Source organism: Roseomonas sp. AR75 (assembly GCF_005222815.1).
Lineage (GTDB): Bacteria > Pseudomonadota > Alphaproteobacteria > Acetobacterales > Acetobacteraceae > Falsiroseomonas.
Genome location: NZ_STGB01000006.1, coordinates 988,636 through 1,006,297, shown reverse-complemented (window position 1 = coordinate 1,006,297; position 17,662 = coordinate 988,636). Strand labels below are relative to the sequence as shown.

The window sequence follows — 17,662 nt, the reverse complement described above, 5'->3', positions numbered from 1 at the left end:
CCCTGGGTCTCCTGGCGGCACGCCGCCTCCAACCGCACGCGGAACGCAACGCGCGCCCACCGGTGGGCGGAGCGACAGCGTCACAATGAGGTGTCTCATCGTGCCGGCAAGGACGCCGGCCGGAACATTGGTGGCGGCGTCGGGTTTCGACGTCGCAACGCGCCGCTGCGCGACTCACGGTCGAAGGAGGGAAGCATTGGCCAGCGGATCGCTCAGGGTCGGCATCGTCGGCGTCGGCAATTGCGCGTCCTCCTTCGTGCAGGGGCTGACGCGATACCGCGATGCGCAGGCGCCGGAACCCGGCCTGCCGCATCCGGATCTGGGTGGCTACCGTGTGGGTGACATCATCCCTTCGGTTGCCTTCGATGTGGCAGCGGACAAGGTCGGCCAGGACCTGTCGCGCGCGATTCTCGCGGCGCCCAACAACACCAGGGTCTTCGCGGAGGTCGTCGAATGCGGCGTGCCGGTGCGCCGTGGCCCGACGCTCGACGGCCTCGGCCGCTACCTGTCCGGCGAGATCACGGAATCCGATGCGCCGGTCGCCGATGTCGCGGACGCGCTCCGGCGCACGCGGACGGAGGTGCTGGTCTCCTGGCTACCCGTCGGCGCGCAGGCGGCGACCGCCTTCTATGCCGAAGCCGCGCTGGCGGCAGGATGCGCCTTCGTCAATTGCATCCCGGTGTTCATCGCGTCCAGCCCGGATTGGGCTTCGCGTTTCGCGGCGCGCGGCCTGCCGATCATCGGCGACGACATCAAGAGCCAGGTGGGCGCCACCATCCTGCACCGTGCGCTGGTCAACCTGTTCCGGGAGCGGGGCGTGCGGCTGGACCGAACCTACCAGTTGAACTTCGGCGGGAACACCGACTTCCTGAACATGCTGGAGCGCGAGCGTCTTGCCTCCAAGAAGGTGTCGAAGACGCGCGCCGTCACCAGCCAGATGCCGCATGTGCCGCGCGAGGCCGACGTCCATGTCGGCCCGAGCGACTATGTGCCGTGGCTCGACGACAGGAAGTGGGCGTATATCCGCCTGGAAGGCACGACCTTCGGTGACGTGCCGCTGAATGTCGAGGTCAAGCTGGAAGTATGGGACAGCCCCAACTCGGCCGGCATCGTCATCGACGCGGTCCGCTGCGCACGGCTTGCACTGGATCGCGGGATCGGCGGCGTGCTGGAAGCGCCCTCCGCCTGGTTCATGAAGTCGCCGCCACGACAGATGGATGATCACGCGGCGCATGAGGCGGTGATGCGCTTCGTCGCCGGCGCGGCCTGATGGCGACCCGGCTGCTGCTTGTCCGCCATGGCGCGCATGCGGATCTCGGCCGCGTCCTGTCCGGCCGAAGCGACGCTTGCGGCCTTACGCCAGCCGGCGAGGCAGCGGTGGCGGCCGTGGCGGAACGGCTTGCACGCGGACCGAAGCCGCTCGGCCTCATGGCAAGCCCGCGGCGTCGCGCACAGGAAACCGCGTCGCTGCTTGCCAGGGCGCTCAACCTGGCCATCACGACCGAACCAGCGCTGGACGAGATCGACTTCGGCGCGTGGACCGCGCGCGACTTTGCCGCGCTGGAGGACGAGCCCGCATGGCAGCAGTGGAACAGCCAACGCGCTACGGCGCAGCCGCCAGGGGGCGAGGCCATGCACGAGGCCGCGTCTCGCCTGCTGCGCTGGATCGCCACGCTGCCGGAGCGCTACCCCGCTGGCCTGGTGATCGCCGTGACCCATGCCGACCTGATCAAGGCGGCGCTGCTGGCGCATCTCGGCGCGTCGCTGGACGGCTACTGGCGCCTGGAGGTCGCGCCGGCCTCGGTCAGCATCCTGGAACTCTGGCCGGGCGGTGGGCGTGTTCTCGGCATCAACCTTGGCGCGGGGGAAACGGCTGAATGAGCATCGGCGACATCGGGGACAGCGAAGCCATCCGAGAGCGCGCCGCGGCCCTCGGGCCGTGGTTCCACAACATGGAGCTGGCTGGCGTGCGCACGGCGCCGGATCATTTCCTGGGAGATTATCCGGCGGTGAAGTGGCGCTGCTTCCGTCATGCGCTGCCGGAGGATCTGCGCGGCCGCAGCGTGCTCGATATCGGCTGCAATGCCGGGTTCTACAGCATCGAGATGAAGCGGCGTGGTGCGGCCCGCGTGCTCGGCATCGATTCCGACGAGACCTATCTGGCCCAGGCGCGCTTCGCCGCGGACATCACGGGACAGCAGATCGAGTTCCGTCAGCTTTCCGTCTATGACGTGGGGCGCCTGGACGAACGCTTCGATATCGTGCTGTTCATGGGCGTGCTGTATCATCTGCGCCACCCGCTGCTCGCTCTCGACCTTATCCATGAACACGTCGTCGGCGACATGCTGGTGTTCCAGTCCATGCAGCGCGGATCGCCCGAGGTCGCCGCAGTCGCACCGGACTACGCATTCCGCGAGACCGCGCCCTTCGACGATCCCGGCTGGCCGAAGCTGCATTTCGTGGAACATCGCTACGCGGATGACCAGACAAACTGGTGGGTGCCGAACCGCGCCTGCGCGGAAGCGATGCTGCGCTCGGCGGGCTTCGTCGTGACCGACCATCCGGAGCAGGAAGTCTACATCTGCCGTCGTGTCGCCCGGCCCGAAGGCGCCGGCGCAGCCTACCCCGCACGGAGCGCGCGCGCATGATCGAAGCAGCGATGATCTGGAACGAGCCGAACAACAAGTCGCATTGGGACCCGGAGCTCGACCCGGATTGGAGCCGATTCGCGCAGACCGCGATCGCCGCGGGAAAGGCGATTCGTGGGGCGCACCCGACCCTGCCACGCATCCTCGGCGGCATGTCCCCGATCGACCCCACCTTCGTGCGCAACATGCAGGCGAAGGGCGTGCTGGATCACCTGGAAGGAGTCGCCGTGCATGGCTTCCCGCTCGACTGGAATCTGTGGCCGATCCACGACTGGCCAGCGAAGCTGGAGGAGATCCGCGCCGTCACCGACAAGCCGGTCTGGGTGAGCGAGGTCGGCGTCTCCTCCTTTGGCGCGGAGGAGGTGCAGGACTGGGGGCTGGCGCGGAGCGCGGCGCTTCTCAAGGGTCGGGCGGAGCGCATCCACTGGTACAGCCTGCACGACCTGCCGCGGAACTGGGAGGCGACGACGCGGCATCGGGAAGCCGAGGGCAGCTCCTACTACCGCCACTTCTACATGGGCCTGGTGCGCGAGGATGGCACGCCCAAGCCGTCCTTCGACGAGTTCGCGAAGCACACGCCGCAGATGGGCCTGTGCCAGTGGTTTCATTTCCAGGACCATCGGCTGGATCAGTCCGTCGCGCTGATGCGAGAACTCGGCGTGACCTATCTCCGCACGGGGCTGTCCTGGGCGGATCGCTATCGGCCGGACGCGCTGGCCTGGTTCGACCGACAGATGGAGGCGCTGCGCGACTTCCGTGTCACCGTCACCTTCTGCTTCACGCCGGAACACAAGGGGCCGGGCCGGCACCACACCAGCCCGCCCGACGATCCCGAGGAATTCGGCGCGTTCTGCGCCGAGATGGTTCGGCGCTATGCGTGAGCCGCCTCAGCGATGCGCTCCGCTTTCGCCATGGGCGCGGCGCTCCGCCGTGTCCCGGCCGACCAGCTTGTTGAACTGGCTGTCCGGCTCGTAGAGCAGCGCCAGGTTCGACTCGTCGAACTGGCGGAAGAACTCCTCCCAGGAAATCTCGACGAGCGCGTCATGCTGTGATTGCGGATTGTCCGGGAACATCAGCCGGATGATCCCGGCGCGGTTCTTCTCATGCGTGCTGTCCACGGCGGCCGGCTTGCCGCCGTGCTTCTCCGCCCATTTGCGGATGGTGTCGTGGTTGGTCGTCGTCTCGGCCATGGCTCGGCTTCCTGTTTCCGCTGCGTTGCTTCCGCTGCGTTGAACCCCGCTGCCGCTCGCGGGTTCTGCCGCCATGCCCTTCGACGACGATGCCGCCCCGATCGTCGATCCCCGCGATGCCGCGGAGGAGGCGGGTCTACGATATGTCTCGGATGAGCAACCGGGCATTGCGCGCCGGCGTGCGGGCAAGGGCTTTTCCTATCGGGCGCCGCGGCGCGGCGTGATCCGCGATGTCGTGACGTTGAAGCGCATCGGCGCCCTTGCCATCCCGCCGGCCTGGACAGAGGTGTGGATCTGCCCGCACCCGGATGGTCACATCCAGGCGACCGGGCGCGATGCGCGCGGGCGCAAGCAGTACCGCCGAGACGCGCGACGTCACCTCGGCCGACGTGAACGGCTATCTGCGCGAGATCACCGGCGGCGACATCACGGCAAAGGATTTTCGCACCTGGGCCGGCACCGTGCTGGCGGCGCTCGCGCTGCGGGAATTCGAGCAGGTGGCTCGGCAGCCGCATCCAGCCGCTTGCCTTCTCGAAGGAGTTGCTGCCGGTCGGCAGCCGCATGGAGAATGGCGTGGAGCGACCGCGCGCCGTCAGCGAGCATCTGATCGAACGCATGCTGGCCGCCGGCGCGGACCGCATCTGCATGGTGATGTCGCCGGGCAAGAGCGACATCATGGACTATTTCGGCGCGCGGATCGGCGGCGCGCGCATCGCGTATGTCGTGCAGGCGGAACCGCGGGGGCTGTGCGACGCCATCTTCACCGCCCTCCCCTTCATCAGGCCCGAGGAGGAGGTGACGATCGGCCTGCCCGACACGATCTGGTATCCGCGCGATGGCCTGCCGCAACTGCCCGTAGGGGCGCTCGCCTTCCTGCTGTTCCCGGTGGCGCGGCCGGAGCTGTTCGATGCGGTCGTCACCGATGCCGATGACACGGTGCGCGAGATCCAGGTGAAGCGGCGCGATGCCGCCTCGCACTGGATCTAGGGCGCCTTCCGCACGCCCGGCCATGTCCTGCACGCGCTGCATGCGTTGTGGCAGCAGCCCGGCCGCGGCGACGAGTATGTCGGCACGCTGGTGAATGCCTGGCTGGCGCGCGGCGGGCTTGCTGCCGGCCTCACCCTGTGATCGAAGACCGCCGGGTGCCGCGAGCGGCACCGGAGGGACCGGATGTCGGAACAGGGAAGCGGGCGCGCCGGCGCCCGGAAGCCAGGAGCCAAGCCGCCCGAGCCCGTGACGCACGAGGCGGTGGAATGGGGTTTCCGGCTGCTGGCCGGCCGTGCGCCCGTGAACCAGGGCGAGTTCGAGAATTTCCTTGCGTTGCCCAACATCAACGCGCTGCGCCGGGCCTTCACCAATACCGAGAGCTTCCACGCCTTCTTCGACGCCATCCTGACCGGACACGAAAGCTACACCGTGCCGATGTTCCTGTTGCGTCCGTCGGCGTCGGACGCGTTGGATTGGCGGTTCCAGCCGCCGGACCTGGAGCATCCCGGTTCGCAGATCTGCACCGCCGCGCAGTTCGACGATCCCGCCTTCGCCGAGATCATGGGTGCGATGGGATTGCAGCCGACGCGCACCCGCGCGAAGTGGGAGCACGCCTGGATCGTTTCGGTTCTGGCGACGGAAGGCATGATTGCGCCGGGCCGTCGCGGCCTGGCAGTCGATGTCGGGCGCGAGCGGATCGCGGCGCTGGTCGCTTCCCGCGGCGGCGAGGTGTTGGCGGTCGGCGCCGAGGAGGACACGCCACGCGCCATCGAGGCACGCCGCAGCCAGCTGTTTCATCCGGAGATCGTGCATATCGAGGATTTCGACCGGCTGGTGCGCTTCGCGCCCTTCGATCCCGGCGCGATCGGCAGCTTTCCCGAAGCCACGATGGATTTCTGCTACACGATCGGCATGCCCGGGCGGCTGCGCTCCATCGAGGCGACGCTTGCCTTCCTCGAGGCGAGCCTCGCGCCGCTGCGCCCGGGCGGGCTGGCCTTGCACTGCATCGACTTCAACCTCAGCTCCGACAAGACGACCTGGGAACTGCCGAACCTCGTCATCCTGCGCCGCTGCGACATCGAAGCGCTGGCCGAGCGCCTGGCGCCGGCGGGCCACCGCATCCTCCCCTTCAACACGCATCCTGGCTCCGACCTGATGGATGAGCAGGTGACCGCGCCGCCCGCGACCACGCGCGGCCATCGGCAGCGCCACGGCCTCGTGGTCGCCACCTCCTTCGGCCTCGCCATCCGCAAGGCGGGCTGAGCCGGCGCGCATGCCAGAACTGGATCACGACACACGATGCTGAAGCGGCTTCTGCGCAAGCGCACATCGCCGGCCGAGACCGCCGCCACGGCGGCGAAGCTGGCGATGCAGACTTCCACCGTCGTCGCCCACCGGCTGGAGGAGGCGATCGGCTTCTTCGCCGGGCGCAGCAATCCGCATCACTACACGGCGACGGCCTATCTCGGCGACAACACCGTGCTCGCCCTGTTGCATGGGCGCATCCTGATCTATCTCGACACGCGCGGCACGGATCTCGCGCCGCATGTCATGATGTTCGGAATCTGGGAGCCGAACTACACGCAGCTCTTCCAGCGGCTGATCCGGCCGGGCGACGTGGTGTTCGACATCGGCGCGCATCTCGGCGTGTATGCGCTGCTCGGCTGCGTCGCGACCGGCACCGGCGGGCAGGTGCATGCCTTCGAGCCCAATCCGCGATTCGCCGCGCTGCTCACGCGCTCGCTCGCCGTGAACGGCTTCCGCGGCTTCGCGAAGGTCCACAACCTCGCGGTCGGCGCGGCGGAGGGACAGTCGGAGCTGCGCTTCAACTGGGAATTCGCTGGCGGCGGGCACCTCGCCACGCCGCGCGCGCGCGTGGCGCCGGGCGTGGAGACGGTGCCCTGCCGCGTCGCCGCGATCGATGACCTGTTCCCCGATCCGGCCTTCACCGTGGACGTGATCAAGATGGATGTTGAGGGCACCGAGACGCAGGCAGTCCGCGGCATGGCCGGTCTGCTTGCACGCTCCCCGCGGGTGCGCATCCTGTTCGAATTCGCACCGGGCCTGCAGAAGGCGCATGGATCGAGCGCGGCGGAGCTGATCGGCCTGCTGGAGGCGCTGGGTTTCGCCTTCTGGACGGTCGGCGCGGACTCCGGAATCGCGCCGGTGGCGGCGACCGATCTCGCGTCGCGCACGGGCGACATCATCAACATTCTTGCCGCGCGCAGCGATCCCTTCGCCGCGTAGGAGCCATGCGCGCCGCGAGGACAGGAGCGCGTTGAACCGCGAACGCGCGGGTGGAAAGGTGCGGGCCGTAAATCCTGGAGCCTGTCATGTCCGCCCGCTCCATGCCGGCCGCCGTAGGCGTGCTGCTTGTCTGCGCCATCCTGGCTGCCGCACTCGCCACAGGGCTGCGCCAGTCCTTTGGCCTGTTCCTGGCGCCGATGACCACCGACCACGGCTGGAGCGCCTCCGGCTTCGCCTTCGCCATTGCCGTCTCGGTGCTGCTGAACGGCCTGTTCCAGCCGTTCTGCGGCCAGATCGCCGACCGGATGGGCGGGCGCGTGGTGGTGATGGGCGGGGCGGTGCTCTATGCCATCGGCATCGTCGGCATGGCGCTGTCCGAAGGTCTCGCCGCCTTCACCTTCTTCGGCGGCGTGCTGATGGGCGTGGCCGTCTCAGCCGCGGGGATGCCGGTGATCATCGCCTCCCTCACCCGCCTGCTGCCGGACAGCCAGCGCGGACGCGCGGTTGGGCTCGGCACCGCTGGTTCCTCCTTCGGGCAGTTCCTGGTGGTGCCGCTGGCCGGCCTCGGTATCGCCGGGCTGGGCTGGCAAGCGACCTTGCTGGTACTTGCGGGCGTCGCGTTGCTGATGATCCCGCTGGCGATCCCGCTGGCGGACCGTCCCGCGCCGAAGGCCCTCGCCACGGAGGAGACGGCTCGCGAGGCGCTTGCCCGCGCCTTCCGCACGCCGACGTTCTGGTACCTGTTCTTCGGCTTCTTCGTGTGCGGCCTGCATGTCTCCTTCCTCAGCATCCACCTGCCGGGCTTCGTGCATTCCTGCGGCCTGCCGGTGGCGGTGGGCGCGGGCGCGATCGGGCTGATCGGTTTGTTCAACATCGCGGGATCGCTCGGCGCGGGGGAGTTGGCGCAGCGGTGGCGGCGACGGGAGCTGCTGGTTCTGATCTATGCCGCGCGCGGCGTGCTGATGGCGGTGTTCATGGCGCTGCCGAAGACCAGTGGGACGGTACTGGTCTTCGCTGCGCTGATGGGCATTCTGTGGCTGTCCACCGTGCCACCGACGGTCGCGCTGGTGGCGCGGAACTTCGGCACGCGCTGGCTGGCGACGCTGTTCGGCCTCGTCTACCTGGGCCACCAGATCGGCGGCTTCGCCGGCGCCTGGCTCGGCGGGCTGATCCTGGACCGCACCGGCTCCTATGACCTGATGTGGACCATCGGCATCCTGGCATCGGCCTTCGCGGCCGTCATCAACCTGCCAGTCAAGGACCCGGAACCGGCACTGGCACAACCGGCGCGGGCGTGACCCGGCTGCGATAGTCCTGCCCGGCGGGGAGGGTTATACCTGGGCCTGCAGATCGAGGGGCACGGAATGCGACGGTGGATGCTGGTGGCGGCGATGATGCTCGGCCTCGGGGGCAGCACCATGGCGCAACAGGGCGGCCAGCCGCCGCATGCCTGGATCTTCGGGTCCTGGACCGGCGGCATCTTCCCGGCCGCCGACGCCGCCGGCCCGCGTTGCTTCGGCCAGCCCACTGTGATCTTCATGCGCGACGTGGTGCTGCGCGCCTCGGCGCTCGAGGTCGCCTATCGCCAGCGCCTGCTGGAGACGGTGGCGGCCGAGCCCGACGCGCTGGAGATGCGCTTCCTGCCGGCAACGCCACAGGCCACGCCCTTCGGCGCCAGGCTGCCGCCGGATATCGGCTTCGGCTGCCCCGGCGGCCCGAACACGCTGCGGGTGGAACGACGCGGGCCGAACGAGATCGTCTTCCCCGATTGCGCGGAATTCCCCTCCCCGCTCAAGCGCTGCGTCGCGGAATGAGCATGCGCATCGCGCTGGTCCATGCGCTGCGGCATTCCCCGCCGCCGATCGAGGCCGCCTTCCGGGAAGCCTGGCCCGAGGCGGTGCTGATGAACCTTCTGGATGACAGCCTTTCCGCCGACCTCTCGCGCGACGGCCGCCTGACGGAGGCGATGACGCAGCGTTTCCTGACGCTGGCGCGCTACGCCGCCGGGACGGGTGCGGAGGGCATTCTGTTCTCCTGTTCCGCCTTCGGCCCCTGCATCGAAGCCTGCGCGAGGGATCTCGCGCCGATCCCCGTGCTGAAGCCGAACGAGGCGGCGATCGAGGAGGTGGTCGGGCACGGGAAACGCATCGGCCTGCTGGCGACCTTCGCGGGCACGATCGCCTCCATGCCGTCGGAATTCCCGCCGGGCGTCGAGGTGGTGCCCTGCCTGGCGGAAGGCGCGATGGCCGCGCTGGATGCCGGCGATGCGGAGCGGCATGACCGGCTGGTGGAGCAGGCCGCGCCGGCGCTGCGCGATTGCGACGCCATCCTGCTGGGGCAGTTCAGCCTGGCCCGCGCGGCCCCCATGGTTGCCAGGGCGACCGGCCGGCCTGTGGTGACGACGCCGGGGAGTGCGGTGCGGAAGCTGCGGCGCCTGCTGCAGGGCTGACCGGCTCGGTCCAGAGCGGCTCGGCGCCGGCGTCCGGCGCGGGCTCGGCAGGCAGGTCCGGCAGCTTTCCGGGATCGTGCCCGCCGGCATAGCGCACCAGCGCCGCCACGCGCGCCTCCACCGGCGGATGCGTGGCGAACCAGCCCACCGCGCGCGACAGCTTCGCATCATGCAGGAACAGCGCGCGCACCTGCTCCGGCACATCGTCGAGGCCCGGCCGCTGCTCCACCTTGCGGAGCGCGGAGATCATCGCGTCCGGGTCCTTGGTGAAGTCCACCGCGCCGGCATCGGCGAGGTATTCGCGGTTGCGCGACAGCGCCATGCGGAGCACCAGCGCCAGCACATGCGCCAGGATCGCGATGACGATTGCGATCGCGATCAGCGCGAGCACCACCCCGCTGCCGCCGCTGCGGTTCGACGAGGAGGATGACGAGGAAGAGGAGCGGCTGCGTCCGGCGCGATAGCTGAAGCGCGTGAGCCGCATCATCTTCCACACGGAATCCGTCACCAGCGTGATCACGCCGACGAAGACGGCGGCGACCACGCCGAGCCGCGCATCGCCGTTGCGGATATGCGCGAGCTCGTGGCCGATCACCGCCGACAACTCGCGGTCGTCCAGCGCGTCCATCAGCCCGCGCGTCACCGTCACGCCCGCCTGCCTCGCCGTGAGGCCAGAGGCGAAGGCGTTGCGCGCGGGCGTCTCGATCACCGCCAGGCGCGGCATGGTCATGCCGCGGCTGATGCAGAGCGCCTCCGTCAGCTTCCAGAGCCGCGGCTCCTCGCGCGGGTCGGTCACGCGCTTCGCCCCCGTGACGAGGTCGAGGATGCGGTTGTGGCTGACCCAGGCGATGGCGAACCAGACGGCGGCGACCAGCAGCGCCAGCGGGACGATGCTGGGCAGCAGATAGGCGGCGCGGCGCAGCCCTTCGGTCACGCTCGGCGCGTCGCCCGCCACCATCAGCAGCGCCAGCGCATAGCCCATCATCGCCAGCAGCAGCGGGAACCCCGCCAGCAGCAGGAGGGAGCGGAGCGCGGTGTTCCAGGCGTGGGTGCGAAGGCCCGTCGCCGGGAGCATGGCGTCAGAACTTCACGCTCGGCGCGGTCTGCACCGCGGCCCGTTCGTTGGCGTCCAGCTCGAAGAAGCCGCGCGGCGTGAAGCCCAGGCTGCCGGCGAAGAACACGGCGGGGATGGACTGGATCGCCGCGTTGAACTCCGCGACCGCGTTGTTGAAGAAGCGCCGCGCCGCCGCGATCTTCGTCTCCAGCGTCGACAGCTCGCCCTGCAGCGAGAGGAAATTCTGGTTGGCCTTGAGGTCGGGATAGGCTTCCGAGAGCGCGAACAAGCGCGACAGCGCGCCGGAGAGCTGGCCTTCCGCGGCGGCGGCGGCCTCCGGCCCGTGCGCGTTGACAGCGCTGTTGCGCGCCTGGATCACCGCATCCAGCGTGCCGCGCTCATGCGCGGCATAGCCCTTCACCGTCTCGACCAGGTTGGGGATCAGGTCGTGGCGCTGCTTGAGCTGCACCTCGATATCGGCCCAGGACTGGCCGACGGTCTGCCGCAGGCTGACGAGGCGGTTGTAGACCATGACCAGCCACAGCAGCAGCAGGACGATCAGTCCGAGAATCACCCATTCCATGCTTGTCGGTCCCCCCTTCGGTTGGTGTGCGTCAGGTCCGTTTGCTGCACGGACGGTCGTGCCCCCACCCCGACCCTCCCCCGCTGCGCAGGGGAGGGAGCAGGGTCGCCGGTCCTCCCTCCCCCGCAGTGCGGGGGAGGGTCGGGGTGGGGGCGCGACCGACCTTCATCACGCCGCCTTCTCGCGCTCCGAAAGGATCGCATCCGCGCGGCGGAACGCCTCCGCCATGCGCGGCCCGGGCATCGCGCCGCTGAACAGCAGGTGGCGGTCCATCAGGAAGCTCGGCACGCCGCTGATGCCGCCACGGCGCGCGGCCATGTCCTCGGCCAGCACGGCGTCGCGATGCGCGTCGCCGGCCAGCATCGCGGCCATGCCCGGCAGGCCGGCCTTCGCCGCGACCGCATCGAGCACCGCGGCGTCGCCGATGTCGCGGCCTTCGTGGAAATAGGCGCGGAACAGCGCATCCACGAGGGCGTCCTGCACGCCCGCCTGCTCCGCCGCGCGGATCACGCGATGCGCGGCGATGGTGTTCGGCGTGCGCAGCATCAGGTCGTGGCGGAAATCGACGCCCGCGGCGCGCCCGGCCTCGGCGACCTGCGCATCCAGTTCCGCACCGCGTTCCACCGAGCCGAATTTCTGCGCGCGATAGGTGGCGCGCTCCACGCCCTCCTCGGGCATGTCGGGGTTGAGCTGGAAGGGCTTCCAGCGGATGCGGAACTCCAGCCCGTCGCGCGCCAGTTCTGCCAGGGCGGCGTCCAGATGCGCCTTGCCGATCCAGCACCAGGGGCAGATCGCGTCGGAGATCACGTCGATTGTTCGCACGATGGTCATCTCCTCAGGTGAAGGCGCCAAGCCGCGCCGGCACCTGCGCCAGCACGGGCTCCTCGGCATTGGCGAAGGCCAGCCGCAGATGGCGATCCTGGCCGGGCCCGAAGAAAGGGCCGGGCAGCGTCATCAGCCCCTGCTCCGCCGCCAGGATCTCGGCCGCGCGCATGGCGTCGGGCGCGGATTCGGGCAGGCGGAGGAAGGCGAAATAGGTGCCGATGGCATCGAGCCGCCAGCCCGGAAGCTGCGACACGGCCTGGCGGAAGAAGGCCGCGCGGGCGGCCATCAGCGCGCGGTTGCCGTCGCGCCATTCCGCCAGCGTCGGGATCGCCCAGGCCAGCGCCGCCTGGGGCGGGCGTGGGGGGCAGATCTGGAAAGTGTCGAAGGCCTTCTCCAGTTCGGTCATCACCGCCGGCCCGGCAATCACGGCGCCGACGCGGTGGCCGGGCACGCAATAGGCCTTCGAGAAGGAATAGAGGTGCAGCAGCCCCTCGCCCCAGTCAGCGTCCATGAACAGCCGATGCGGCGGGATCCGGTCTTCCGGCAGGAAGTCGCGGTAGGTCTCGTCCAGCACCAGCAGGGCGCCGTGCGTCCGGCACGCGGCCGCGACCTGCTCGATCACCGCTTCCGGGTAGATCGCGCCGGTGGGGTTGTTCGGCGTCACCAGCACCACCGCACGCGGCTTGTGCTCTGCAAGCAGCGCGGCGATGCGCGCGGGATCGGGCACGAAGCCGTCCTCGGGCCGCGTCGGCACGGGGATGGTGCGCACGCCCTGCATGGTCAGCGCCATGTGGTGGTTGAAATACCACGGCGTCGGCACCAGCACCGCCTCGCCCTCCGCCGCCAGCACCTGCATCGCCATGGCGAAGGCGAGGTTGCAGCCGGCGGTGATCGCGACGGCGGAGGCCGGGATCGCGGCGCGGTAGAAGGCCGAGGCATCCGCGGCCAGCGCCTCCCGCAACGCCGCATCGCCGGCGATCGGGCCGTAGCCGGCCGAGGCGGCGCTTCCCGCCGCTTCAGCCAGCTTCGCCAGCAGCGCCGGCGGCGGCGGGTAGCCCGGGACGGCCTGGGTCAGATCCAACGCCGGGCCGGCGCGGCCGTCGTAGCGCGCGGCCCAGGCGCGGGCTGCGGGAATGGGAGGGGCGTCGGTGGCCCGGATGCGGCGCGACAGGATCATGCGGGATCCAGCGTCGCGCGTTTCGTGTGATGCAGCCAGTGGTGCCAGAGCAATCGGGCCGCGATCGAGCGCCAGGGCGCCCAGGCCGCCGCCATCGCTTCCATGGCCCGGGCATCGGGCCGGGCCGGCAGGCCGCGCAGATGCGCGGCCGCCGCCTGCAAGGCGAGGTCGCCGACCGGAAACACGTCCGGCCGCTGGTGCGAGAACAGCAGATGCACCTCCGCCGTCCAGCGGCCGATGCCCTTGATGCGGCAGAGCGCCGCCACCGCCTCGGCATCCGTCATGGCCGGAAGCCGCTCCAGCGGCAGGGAGCCGTCCAGGATCGCCTCCGCCAGCGCCCGCGCATGCCGCACCTTCTGCCGCGTCAGCCCGCCCTCGATGCCCACGCGCTCGGGCGCCAGCGCCAGGAACCCCGCCGGCGTGGTGGCGCCCGGCAGGGCGGAAACCCGGCGCCAGATGGCCAAGGCGGCCTCGTTCGAGACAAGCTGGGCGCAGATCGCCCGCAGCAGGCCGGGGAAGCCGGGCTCGCGCAGCGTCCAGGGCAGCGGCCCGGCCCGGTCCTCGATGCCGGCGAAGATGACGTCCCGCGCCGCGAGCTCCGCGACGGCGCCGCGTGCCCAGTCCGGGGGATGGGGGAAAGGGGGCGGCGGGGACAGGTGGGAGTACATCCCCGCCGCCAGTATCACGATGCCGCCCGGGGGCAGGAGGGGGGTAGTTCCGCGGCGTTTTGCAGGCTGCCGCGGCCCGGGTCGGCTCGCGTGGGGATAGGATGGGGTTCCAACGTAACGTCCACAGGGGCGGATGGGTGAGCAAGTGCAACAGCGTGTTGCGCGATGGCCCTGCGTGACCCATCGCAACAAAGCCGCGCAGGAATGCCCTTCGGCACGGCCTGCGCCGCGCTATGTTACAGGCATGGAAGCGACCCACCCGCACATCCTGATCGTGGACGACGACCGCGAGATCCGGGATCTCCTGGCGAAGTTCCTGGAAAAGCAGTCCTTCCGCGTCACAGCCGCGCGCGACGCGCGGGAGGCGCGGAAGCTCTGGCCGCTGGGCCGCTATCACCTGGTCGTGCTGGACCTGATGATGCCGGGCGAATCGGGCCTGGACTTCGCGCGCTGGCTGCGCGGCCAGTCCGACGTGCCGATGGTGATGCTGACGGCGATGGGCGAGGAGACCGACCGCATCGTGGGACTGGAACTCGGCGCTGACGACTACGTCGCCAAGCCCTTCAATCCGCGCGAATTGCTGGCGCGGATCCGCGCGGTGCTCAGGCGCGCCACCTCCGACAGCTCCACCGGCAACGCCACCGGCGAGCCGCCGGCCAAGCAGATCCATTTCTCGGGCTGGATCCTGGAGCCGGCGCGCCGCCGCCTGGTGAACCCGCAGGGGGTCGAGGTGCCGCTGACCGGCGGCGAATACGAATTGCTGATCGCGCTGGTGGAACGCCCCAACCGGGTACTGACGCGCGACATGCTGATGGACCTGCTGCGCGGCCGCCAGGCCGGCCCCTTCGACCGCGCCATCGACGTCGCTGTCAGCCGGCTGCGGCGCAAGCTGGAGGATGATGGCCGCAACCCGCAGCTCATCAAGACGGTGCGCGGCGGCGGCTATGTGCTGGCCACCTCGGTCGAGCGGGGCTGACGGGTGGTGCGGCGCCTGCTGCCGCGTTCGCTCGCCGGGCGCACCGCCTTCATCCTGCTGCTCGGCCTGGTGTTCGTGCAGGCGGCGGGGCTGACCATCCACGCGCTGGATCGCGTGGACCTGCAGCGCTACCAGCAGGCGCGGGAGGTCACCCAGCGCAGCTACGCCGCCTGGCGCTCCCTGCTGGCGACGCCGCCCGATCGGCGCTCCGCCGTGCTGGGCGACCTCGACCTGCCCGCCGGCCTGCGCGCGTCCTATGACAACGAGCCGGCTGCGCGGCTCGACAACCCGCCGCCGCCGCCGCCGATCGTGCGGCTGCTGCGGGTGGACGCGGTCATGTCGGCGCCGCCTCGCCTGCGCCCGCGGGAGGTGATCGTCTCCGGTGCGCGCCGGCCGGGCGTCATGCTGGCAAGCCTGCGCTTCCCCGACTATGGCTGGCTCAACCTGCGCATCGAGATGCCGCCGCCGCGACCCTGGCATTCCGAGACCTTCCTGGCCGCCTTCGTGGTGATGACGCTCGCCGCCGCGGCGCTGACGCTCTGGGCGGTGCGGCGGCTGACCCAGCCGGTGCGCGACCTCGCGGCGGCGGCGGACCGGCTCGGCCGGGACGTGAATGCCGCGCCGCTGCCGGAGAACGGACCGGCCGAGGTCGCCACCGCGGCGCATGCCTTCAACACCATGGCGCAGCGCATCCGCCGCTTCGTCAGCGACCGCACGCAGATGGTGGCGGCGATCGGCCACGACCTGAAGACGCCGATCACCCGGCTGAAGCTGCGCGCGGAACTCCTCGACGACGACGAGCAGCGCCGCAAGATCATTGCCGACCTCGAGGAGATGGAGGGGATGATCGCGGCGACGCTGGCCTTCGCCCGCGACGATGCGGCAGCGGAGCCTTCGGTCGCGGTGGATCTCGCCGCGCTGTGCCGGACGGTGCTGGACGAGGCGGCGGATGCGAATCCGGACCTCGCCGACAACGTGGCCTATGCCGGGCCGGAACACCTGACCGTGCGGGCGCGGCCGGTGGCGCTCAAGCGGGCCCTGGCCAACCTCGTGGGGAATGCGATCGCCTATGGCGGCGCGGCGCGGCTTGCGCTGGAGCCGGCACCGCCCGGCCAACTGCGCATCGCCATCGCCGATGACGGGCCCGGCGTGCCGGAAGACGAGCTGGAAGGCGTGTTCCAGCCGTTCCGCCGGCTGGAGACCAGCCGCAACCGGGAGACCGGCGGCACCGGTCTCGGCCTGCCGATCGCGCGCAACATCCTGCGCGCGCATGGCGGCGACGTGGTGCTGCGCAACCGGCCGGAGGGCGGGCTGGTGGCGGTGGCGACGATGCCGGCGTGAACCGCCGATTGCGTCACTCCGGCAGCGGCGCCTCCCAGGCCATCGCCTCGATCTTGTGGCCATCGGGATCGCGGACGAAGGCAGCGTAGTAGGGCTCGCCATACTGCGGCCGCGGGCCGGGTGGGCCTTCGCAGCGTCCGCCGGCTTGCAGAGCAGCCTGGTGGAAGGCGGCGACCTCCGCGCGATCCGCGGCGAAGAAGGCGACATGCGTGCCGTTGCCGAGCGTGGCCGGCTGCCCGTCGATCGGCAGCTGGATCCAGAATTCGGGCCAGCGGCGGCCCCAGCCGGCACCGCCCGGGAACCCCTCCAGCCGCCGGATGCCGAGCGGGGCGAGGACGCGGTCGTAGAAGGCCACGGCGCGGTCGAAATCATTGGTGCCGAGCGAGACATGGCTCAGCGCGGATGGCAGGTCGGTCATGCGGATGCTCCTCCTGCGTTCTTCTGCCCCGGCCATGCTTGATCGCGGTTGCGCAACCTGGCGCCGCGTTTCAAGGCAGGACGAGGCGCAGCGTGACCTCGCCGGCGGCCCAGCTTGCGGTAAGGCCGATCAGCGACCAGCGCATCGCATCGCGCCACCAGGGCGCGGCGGATCGCGCCGGGATCCAGCGGAAGTTCGGCGGCGCGGGAATGCGCAGGTCCAGGGGGATCTCCGCGGCCTCGGACGGGCCGCCGGCGGTCAGGGGCTGTCTCATGCGAGGATAAGAACAAAAAGCGAACATTGATGCAAGAGGCTTCTGCGACGGTGCGCTTTCCGCCCACCGAGGCTTTCACTCTGGACGGCCGGCCCCGCACGCAAGAACATGGCGGCCGGAGGAGACACGCATGGCCGACGACCCGATCCGATCGCCGCTTCGGCGCCGCCTCCTTGTCCTGCGCCTTGCGGCGCTCGGCGGTGCCGCGGCACTTCCCGGCGCCGCGCAGGCGCAGGGGCAGAAATCCGGCGGCGGCGGAGCGCCGACGCAAGGGCCGGCCCCTGCTCCATCCCCGCCACGCAAGGCAAAGACCGGCACCCCCCAGCCGCAACAGCCGCAACAGCCGCAGCCGCAGCAACGGCCGCAGCAGCCCCGCGCGCGCACGGGGCTGACCGACAACGACCCGAGCGACGAGCCCGGCAACGGCCGAGGCGGCAATCGCGGGCCACAGCAGGGCGGCGTCAGCGATAACGATCCCTCCGATCCTCCGGGACAGGGCCGCGGTGGCAACCGCGCGCCGCAGCGGGGCGGCGTCAGCGACAACGATCCATCCGATCCCCCCGGCCAGGGCCGCGGTGGCAACCGCGCACCGCAGCAGGGCGGCGCCAGCGACAACGATCCCACCGATCCGCCTGGGCAGGGCCGTGGCGGGAACCGCGCGCCGCAGCAAGGCGGCACCAGCGACAATGACCCCACCGATCCGCCCGGCCGTGGCCGCGGCGGGAATCGCGCACCGGCCGGACCGAGCGACAACGATCCCACCGATCCGCCCGGCCGCGGCCGTGGGCGCGGACCGGAAACGAAATCCACCTGACGGCCGGGCCC

Annotated in this window: 21 protein-coding genes and 2 pseudogenes; 15 read left to right on the top strand and 8 right to left on the bottom strand. The window is 70.5% G+C overall.

The window, feature by feature from the left end; all coding sequences use genetic code 11:
• Positions 1-196: 196 nt before the first annotated feature.
• The 4 genes from E4T13_RS29285 to E4T13_RS29270 are packed head-to-tail and all read left to right on the top strand — an operon-like array spanning position 197 to position 3,529.
• Positions 197-1,270 (top strand): inositol-3-phosphate synthase, encoded by a 1,074-nt coding sequence (locus E4T13_RS29285; protein WP_137181866.1) that lies wholly within the window; start codon positions 197-199, stop codon positions 1,268-1,270.
• On the top strand, positions 1,270-1,881 hold the full coding sequence (locus E4T13_RS29280; protein WP_137181865.1) for a histidine phosphatase family protein: 612 nt from the start codon (positions 1,270-1,272) through the stop codon (positions 1,879-1,881). The genes E4T13_RS29285 and E4T13_RS29280 overlap by 1 nt, the downstream gene beginning before the upstream one ends.
• Entirely contained in the window at positions 1,878-2,648 is a 771-nt protein-coding gene (locus E4T13_RS29275) for a TIGR04290 family methyltransferase (protein WP_137181864.1), read from the top strand. The genes E4T13_RS29280 and E4T13_RS29275 overlap by 4 nt, the downstream gene beginning before the upstream one ends.
• Positions 2,645-3,529, top strand: a complete 885-nt coding sequence (locus tag E4T13_RS29270) for a beta-xylosidase (RefSeq protein ID WP_137181863.1) — start codon at positions 2,645-2,647, stop codon at positions 3,527-3,529. The genes E4T13_RS29275 and E4T13_RS29270 overlap by 4 nt, the downstream gene beginning before the upstream one ends.
• A 6-nt stretch (positions 3,530-3,535) precedes the next feature.
• Here E4T13_RS29270 and E4T13_RS29265 read toward each other — a convergent pair whose 3' ends face one another.
• Positions 3,536-3,838, bottom strand: coding sequence for a hypothetical protein (locus E4T13_RS29265; RefSeq protein ID WP_137181862.1), 303 nt, complete (start codon positions 3,836-3,838; stop codon positions 3,536-3,538).
• A 73-nt stretch (positions 3,839-3,911) separates the two neighbouring features.
• Between E4T13_RS29265 and E4T13_RS31045 the strand changes: the two are divergent.
• The 8 genes and pseudogenes from E4T13_RS31045 to E4T13_RS29230 form a co-directional block, all read left to right on the top strand.
• Positions 3,912-4,115 (top strand): annotated as a pseudogene (locus E4T13_RS31045) (DNA topoisomerase IB); the annotation flags it as partial.
• Positions 4,116-4,146: 31 nt separating this feature from the next.
• A pseudogene (locus E4T13_RS30725) lies at positions 4,147-4,278 on the top strand (hypothetical protein); the annotation flags it as partial.
• A gap of 133 nt (positions 4,279-4,411) precedes the next feature.
• Positions 4,412-4,825 carry a hypothetical protein gene (locus tag E4T13_RS30135; protein ID WP_170985228.1) on the top strand — a complete coding sequence of 138 codons (414 nt, stop codon included), beginning with the start codon at positions 4,412-4,414 and terminating at the stop codon, positions 4,823-4,825.
• Positions 4,826-5,008: 183 nt separating this feature from the next.
• A complete protein-coding gene (locus E4T13_RS29250; RefSeq protein WP_137181860.1) occupies positions 5,009-6,088 on the top strand; it encodes a hypothetical protein in 1,080 nt (359 codons plus the stop codon).
• Positions 6,089-6,124: 36 nt separating this feature from the next.
• Positions 6,125-7,072, top strand: coding sequence for an FkbM family methyltransferase (locus E4T13_RS29245; protein ID WP_137181859.1), 948 nt, complete (start codon positions 6,125-6,127; stop codon positions 7,070-7,072).
• An 86-nt stretch (positions 7,073-7,158) separates the two neighbouring features.
• On the top strand, positions 7,159-8,370 hold the full coding sequence (locus tag E4T13_RS29240) for an MFS transporter (protein WP_240791337.1): 1,212 nt from the start codon (positions 7,159-7,161) through the stop codon (positions 8,368-8,370).
• 66 nt (positions 8,371-8,436) lie between these two features.
• The gene (locus E4T13_RS29235; RefSeq protein ID WP_137181858.1) at positions 8,437-8,886 is read left to right on the top strand and encodes a hypothetical protein; all 450 of its coding nucleotides are present in this window, start codon (positions 8,437-8,439) and stop codon (positions 8,884-8,886) included.
• A 2-nt stretch (positions 8,887-8,888) separates the two neighbouring features.
• On the top strand, positions 8,889-9,521 hold the full coding sequence (locus E4T13_RS29230) for an aspartate/glutamate racemase family protein (RefSeq protein WP_137181857.1): 633 nt from the start codon (positions 8,889-8,891) through the stop codon (positions 9,519-9,521).
• Here E4T13_RS29230 and E4T13_RS29225 read toward each other — a convergent pair.
• The 5 genes from E4T13_RS29225 to E4T13_RS29205 form a co-directional block, all read right to left on the bottom strand.
• On the bottom strand, positions 9,415-10,596 hold the full coding sequence (locus tag E4T13_RS29225; protein ID WP_137181856.1) for a M48 family metalloprotease: 1,182 nt from the start codon (positions 10,594-10,596) through the stop codon (positions 9,415-9,417). The two genes, E4T13_RS29230 and E4T13_RS29225, sit on opposite strands and share 107 nt — an antisense overlap.
• A gap of 4 nt (positions 10,597-10,600) precedes the next feature.
• Positions 10,601-11,158 (bottom strand): LemA family protein, encoded by a 558-nt coding sequence (locus E4T13_RS29220; protein ID WP_137181855.1) that lies wholly within the window; start codon positions 11,156-11,158, stop codon positions 10,601-10,603.
• 168 nt (positions 11,159-11,326) lie between these two features.
• The gene (locus E4T13_RS29215; RefSeq protein ID WP_137181854.1) at positions 11,327-11,980 is read right to left on the bottom strand and encodes a DsbA family oxidoreductase; all 654 of its coding nucleotides are present in this window, start codon (positions 11,978-11,980) and stop codon (positions 11,327-11,329) included.
• Between the two features lie 13 nt (positions 11,981-11,993).
• Entirely contained in the window at positions 11,994-13,160 is a 1,167-nt protein-coding gene (locus tag E4T13_RS29210; RefSeq protein ID WP_137181853.1) for an aminotransferase, read from the bottom strand.
• Positions 13,157-13,828 carry a DNA-3-methyladenine glycosylase gene (locus tag E4T13_RS29205; protein ID WP_137181852.1) on the bottom strand — a complete coding sequence of 224 codons (672 nt, stop codon included), beginning with the start codon at positions 13,826-13,828 and terminating at the stop codon, positions 13,157-13,159. The genes E4T13_RS29210 and E4T13_RS29205 overlap by 4 nt, the downstream gene beginning before the upstream one ends.
• Positions 13,829-14,072: 244 nt before the next feature.
• Between E4T13_RS29205 and E4T13_RS29200 the strand changes: the two genes are divergently transcribed.
• Positions 14,073-14,804 (top strand): response regulator, encoded by a 732-nt coding sequence (locus tag E4T13_RS29200; protein ID WP_137181851.1) that lies wholly within the window; start codon positions 14,073-14,075, stop codon positions 14,802-14,804.
• Between the two features lie 6 nt (positions 14,805-14,810).
• Positions 14,811-16,145 (top strand): ATP-binding protein, encoded by a 1,335-nt coding sequence (locus tag E4T13_RS29195; RefSeq protein WP_306768510.1) that lies wholly within the window; start codon positions 14,811-14,813, stop codon positions 16,143-16,145.
• 13 nt (positions 16,146-16,158) lie between these two features.
• Here the strand turns inward: E4T13_RS29195 and E4T13_RS29190 are convergent, their stop codons facing one another.
• Together E4T13_RS29190 and E4T13_RS29185 are read right to left on the bottom strand one after the other, a co-directional pair.
• Positions 16,159-16,563 (bottom strand): VOC family protein, encoded by a 405-nt coding sequence (locus E4T13_RS29190; RefSeq protein WP_137181849.1) that lies wholly within the window; start codon positions 16,561-16,563, stop codon positions 16,159-16,161.
• A 70-nt stretch (positions 16,564-16,633) separates the two neighbouring features.
• Positions 16,634-16,837 carry a hypothetical protein gene (locus tag E4T13_RS29185; RefSeq protein ID WP_137181848.1) on the bottom strand — a complete coding sequence of 68 codons (204 nt, stop codon included), beginning with the start codon at positions 16,835-16,837 and terminating at the stop codon, positions 16,634-16,636.
• Between the two features lie 130 nt (positions 16,838-16,967).
• Here E4T13_RS29185 and E4T13_RS29180 point away from each other — a divergent pair, with 130 nt between their 5' ends.
• Complete coding sequence (locus E4T13_RS29180) at positions 16,968-17,651, top strand: hypothetical protein (RefSeq protein WP_137181847.1); 684 nt, start codon at positions 16,968-16,970, stop codon at positions 17,649-17,651.
• Positions 17,652-17,662 lie beyond the last annotated feature (11 nt).

Bases quoted from the DNA above. Each gene is read 5' to 3' on its own strand.
- E4T13_RS29280 (WP_137181865.1), top strand. From the start codon at position 1,270: ATGGCGACCCGGCTGCTGCTTGTCCGCCATGGCGCGCATGCGGATCTC.
- E4T13_RS29275 (WP_137181864.1), top strand. From the start codon at position 1,878: ATGAGCATCGGCGACATCGGGGACAGCGAAGCCATCCGAGAGCGCGCC.
- E4T13_RS29270 (WP_137181863.1), top strand. From the start codon at position 2,645: ATGATCGAAGCAGCGATGATCTGGAACGAGCCGAACAACAAGTCGCAT.
- E4T13_RS29265 (WP_137181862.1), bottom strand. From the start codon at position 3,838: ATGGCCGAGACGACGACCAACCACGACACCATCCGCAAATGGGCGGAG.
- E4T13_RS29250 (WP_137181860.1), top strand. From the start codon at position 5,009: ATGTCGGAACAGGGAAGCGGGCGCGCCGGCGCCCGGAAGCCAGGAGCC.
- E4T13_RS29245 (WP_137181859.1), top strand. From the start codon at position 6,125: ATGCTGAAGCGGCTTCTGCGCAAGCGCACATCGCCGGCCGAGACCGCC.
- E4T13_RS29240 (WP_240791337.1), top strand. From the start codon at position 7,159: ATGTCCGCCCGCTCCATGCCGGCCGCCGTAGGCGTGCTGCTTGTCTGC.
- E4T13_RS29235 (WP_137181858.1), top strand. From the start codon at position 8,437: ATGCGACGGTGGATGCTGGTGGCGGCGATGATGCTCGGCCTCGGGGGC.
- E4T13_RS29230 (WP_137181857.1), top strand. From the start codon at position 8,889: ATGCGCATCGCGCTGGTCCATGCGCTGCGGCATTCCCCGCCGCCGATC.
- E4T13_RS29225 (WP_137181856.1), bottom strand. From the start codon at position 10,596: ATGCTCCCGGCGACGGGCCTTCGCACCCACGCCTGGAACACCGCGCTC.
- E4T13_RS29220 (WP_137181855.1), bottom strand. From the start codon at position 11,158: ATGGAATGGGTGATTCTCGGACTGATCGTCCTGCTGCTGCTGTGGCTG.
- E4T13_RS29210 (WP_137181853.1), bottom strand. From the start codon at position 13,160: ATGATCCTGTCGCGCCGCATCCGGGCCACCGACGCCCCTCCCATTCCC.
- E4T13_RS29205 (WP_137181852.1), bottom strand. From the start codon at position 13,828: ATGTACTCCCACCTGTCCCCGCCGCCCCCTTTCCCCCATCCCCCGGAC.
- E4T13_RS29200 (WP_137181851.1), top strand. From the start codon at position 14,073: ATGGAAGCGACCCACCCGCACATCCTGATCGTGGACGACGACCGCGAG.
- E4T13_RS29190 (WP_137181849.1), bottom strand. From the start codon at position 16,563: ATGACCGACCTGCCATCCGCGCTGAGCCATGTCTCGCTCGGCACCAAT.
- E4T13_RS29185 (WP_137181848.1), bottom strand. From the start codon at position 16,837: ATGAGACAGCCCCTGACCGCCGGCGGCCCGTCCGAGGCCGCGGAGATC.
- E4T13_RS29180 (WP_137181847.1), top strand. From the start codon at position 16,968: ATGGCCGACGACCCGATCCGATCGCCGCTTCGGCGCCGCCTCCTTGTC.